The 2,905-nt window shown below is 60.0% G+C and carries 3 protein-coding genes and 1 pseudogene; all 4 read right to left on the minus strand.

All coding sequences use genetic code 11. From position 1 onward, the window contains the following. Positions 1–253: 253 nt before the first annotated feature. The 4 genes and pseudogenes from IVB50_RS20820 to IVB50_RS20835 all read right to left on the minus strand — a co-directional run bounded on the left by IVB50_RS20820 (position 254) and on the right by IVB50_RS20835 (position 2,321). Positions 254–487: a hypothetical protein gene (locus IVB50_RS20820; RefSeq protein ID WP_247297055.1), complete on the minus strand. Its 234-nt coding sequence runs from the start codon at positions 485–487 to the stop codon at positions 254–256. Positions 488–519: 32 nt separating this feature from the next. Next, positions 520–1,272 (minus strand): Crp/Fnr family transcriptional regulator, encoded by a 753-nt coding sequence (locus IVB50_RS20825; RefSeq protein WP_247297056.1) that lies wholly within the window; start codon positions 1,270–1,272, stop codon positions 520–522. Between the two features lie 515 nt (positions 1,273–1,787). Then, positions 1,788–1,949, minus strand: coding sequence for a hypothetical protein (locus IVB50_RS20830; RefSeq protein WP_247297058.1), 162 nt, complete (start codon positions 1,947–1,949; stop codon positions 1,788–1,790). Next, a pseudogene (locus tag IVB50_RS20835) lies at positions 1,949–2,321 on the minus strand (hypothetical protein). The gene IVB50_RS20830 and the pseudogene IVB50_RS20835 overlap by 1 nt, the downstream one beginning before the upstream one ends. Between the last annotated feature and the right edge of the window lie 584 nt (positions 2,322–2,905).

A 2,905-nucleotide genomic window follows, 5' to 3' on the forward strand; every position in this document is an offset into this window, starting at 1 on the left:
AACCAATCACCCATGTCGGTCAAAGCCGCTGCTCATCATCGCGCGAAACAGCTGCTCACGATCGCCTGAAATCGCCGCTCACCATCGCCGAAATACGCACCTTTTTGCACGCTAGGCCATGTACCTATTAAGCGGCTGGCCGCCTGTTGTCCGGACCGCCAACAGCGGCCGATGAGCCGATGGTCTCCGAGGTCGCAGACTTTGGCTTAGGCCAACAGACGAAAGGGTGGCCAAGCAAGGGGGGACACGAAGGTCACCAGCTTTCAGTCTGCTCAACAGTGGCAGAGACCGTCAGGAGAACGCCGCCGTCATTCCTAACGACTATCGCGATGGTGCCCGGACGAGCAGCAAGGGTAAAATCGCGCACGGCCTCGCCCAGGGCAACCATGGCCATCCTGTGAGCTGCAACAACGCTCTGCATGTCCTGGCCGAACTCGTCGAGAGTGACCCGTTCCGCTTCATGATAGTCGAAATGAAAACGCGGCATTTGGCGCTAAGTTAGTAAATGCCTGGCCGTTCCTAAAACCCTGAGCCAGCTTTGCTGAGAGTTGATCCTGCGCTTGGGTTCAACTGATGCAGATATTCAGGGCTGAACTCGGCTACAGCTTGCAGTTCGTCGGCGCGGAGCAGAGTAACGGTGTGGTTTTCCCATTCGATGAGGCCCAAACCCCTGAGTTCCTGGATCGTCCTGTTCACGTGAACTATCGAAAGCCCACATGCATCGGCAACATCTTGCTGGGTGAGCGGGATCCGTAAGCTGCCGTTGTCCGTTAGCCCAACGAATTCCATGCGAGTGGTAAGCTCGCACAGAAGATGCGCGAGTCGACCTAAGGCTTGGCGGGCTCCGAGATTCTCAACCCATTCGCGATAGATGGCCGCCTGTATCAGCGTTTCGCGCCAAAACGCGTCTGTAAGTCCGAGAGATTCGGTCATCATCTCTCTGAGAGATGAATGAGACACAGCGGCTATCGTCGAATTGCCTACGCTGCACAGATCACAATCTGCAATCGGCAGATGCAGGGTAGGCAAGTCGGGCATGTCCCCAGCCAGGTAGAATGACGAGATCTGATTTCGATCATTCACCACTCTTTGCCGAGCTAGAAAGCCGTCGATCACAACGATGCAGCTGCTGGGCTTGTCTCCCTCGCGCATGGCGTATTCGCCATCAGCCAGGGACTTCACTTTGTATGGTATGCGCGCGAGTCTAACCTTATCGCGTTCGAATAGACCGCCGACTGCCTGTAGGCGCGCTATTAACTTGCGGTGCGGCATGATCACTCCCTTGCACATGCAGGCGGGAGCGCGACCTCTCTCAGCCACCTACGCCTACGGACAAAGCCTCGGCCGGTGATGCTTCAGTAAACCATGAAATTCGCCAGCGTTCCTAGATTCTTAGGCAACGAACATCGCTTTCTCGCGCTCCAGCCAGATCCCGTCGATACGAATGTCCGCTTCGAGCCGCCGATCACGGCTAAGGTGGGGGACTTGCGCGCTTTGCGTCGGTAAGCCGACGTTCCTGAGTAAACGTCCTAGCTCGGCGGCTTCCGACGTGGCTTTCCAGCCTGGTTCCTCAACAGCGGGCGCATGACGTCGATGCTGGTGATGCTGTTTTCAAATCCGGGCGGCAGCGGCATCTCGTCTGGCGCGGCATCGTTGCAGGCCGGGCAGGGGTCTCGCCGGCGCCGCCGCAGCCGCAGGCCTTTGGCCCCTCCCAGGGGCGGTCGGGATGGTATTCGCAAACCCAGTGGGTGCCGTCGCAGCGGGCGCATGTCACGTCCGGTCCTCCATCAATGCGCCGCGGGCTCTTCCTCGATCTCCTGCCCGTGCAGATGGTCGAGCACGTCACCGAGGTCGCGCATATCCAGCATCTTGTCGCAGATCGTGCAGCGGATGAAGTGGTCGCTCTCGCCTTGAGGCGCAGGGCCTTCCGGCTTGCCTTCCCGGAACATCACGCAGCTCCCCGCAACGGCAGGCGCGAGCTGTACGTCAAAGCGCCTGGTGGCATTGGCGCTGATGAAGCCCTGCAGGGCGGCCGAGACCTCGTCATCGCTGTCGACCGCGCGCTGGGCCAGCGCGTCGGCGATGTCGGAGGTGGCGTCGCGCGACCATCCTTCGCTCGCGTTGAAGCACACGATACGGACCGGATAGACATACTGGCCGGAGAGGAGGCCTTGCAGCACTGTTTCGAGATCGGTGTGCTGTTCGTCCGTCTCGCGCCAGGCGCAGCCGGCGCGCGCGCCAAAGTCTTCGAGCACGATGTACACGATGTAAATGTCTCGGTCGAGACGGTCGGTTGGCACGATCGAGGGCGAGGAACCCATACACTTACTCCGATACTACGGACGGCCGAGAGGCGGCCCCAGCTTGGGGGGCTGGTGGGGTAGGCCGGGGCCGCTCCGCCAGCTCAGGCGGCGAGCCGGCGATGACTCAAACGCCGCCGCTCCTTGTGGTTCCACTTAGCTGGGTCAACCCGGAAAATCCCCAGTCGCGCGAGCTTACGTTCTTCTATCCTTCCTGGTCTCGATAGCGGCGAGCTCCGCTCTTGCGAGTGCCCGGGCCTGTTCAAGCGCTTCTGCCCCGGTCAATAGGCTCGGTGCAAGCCGCCGTCCCGCGATATCGTCCCAATAGAAGTAAACGCTCGGCCGACCATCGGCGAAATTGACTTCATAGCTGCCGGTTAACGGCACAGCTTCGTGCTTACGGATGCGAACGGGAGTGGGTGGCATCGTCTGGATATTGCCTCGCATAAGTTCTTAGCAACCGGCGCGACAAGGTTCGTGGCTGATCGCGTGCCGGTTCATGCTGGCAGCCGCACCGCAAATACGAAGGCCGCAGCGGGAGGTTTAAACCGCTGCGGCCCGCGCATTGCCAAAAAAGCCCGGGTCAAATCGAAAGTAAAATATGC

The organism is Bradyrhizobium sp. 87 (assembly GCF_023073015.1).
Classification (GTDB): domain Bacteria; phylum Pseudomonadota; class Alphaproteobacteria; order Rhizobiales; family Xanthobacteraceae; genus Bradyrhizobium; species Bradyrhizobium canariense_D.

What these genes read in the sequence shown, in the direction of transcription:
- IVB50_RS20820 (WP_247297055.1), bottom strand. Translation starts at nt 487, where the DNA reads ATGCCGCGTTTTCATTTCGACTATCATGAAGCGGAACGGGTCACTCTC.
- IVB50_RS20825 (WP_247297056.1), bottom strand. Translation starts at nt 1,272, where the DNA reads ATGCCGCACCGCAAGTTAATAGCGCGCCTACAGGCAGTCGGCGGTCTA.
- IVB50_RS20830 (WP_247297058.1), bottom strand. Translation starts at nt 1,949, where the DNA reads ATGTTCCGGGAAGGCAAGCCGGAAGGCCCTGCGCCTCAAGGCGAGAGC.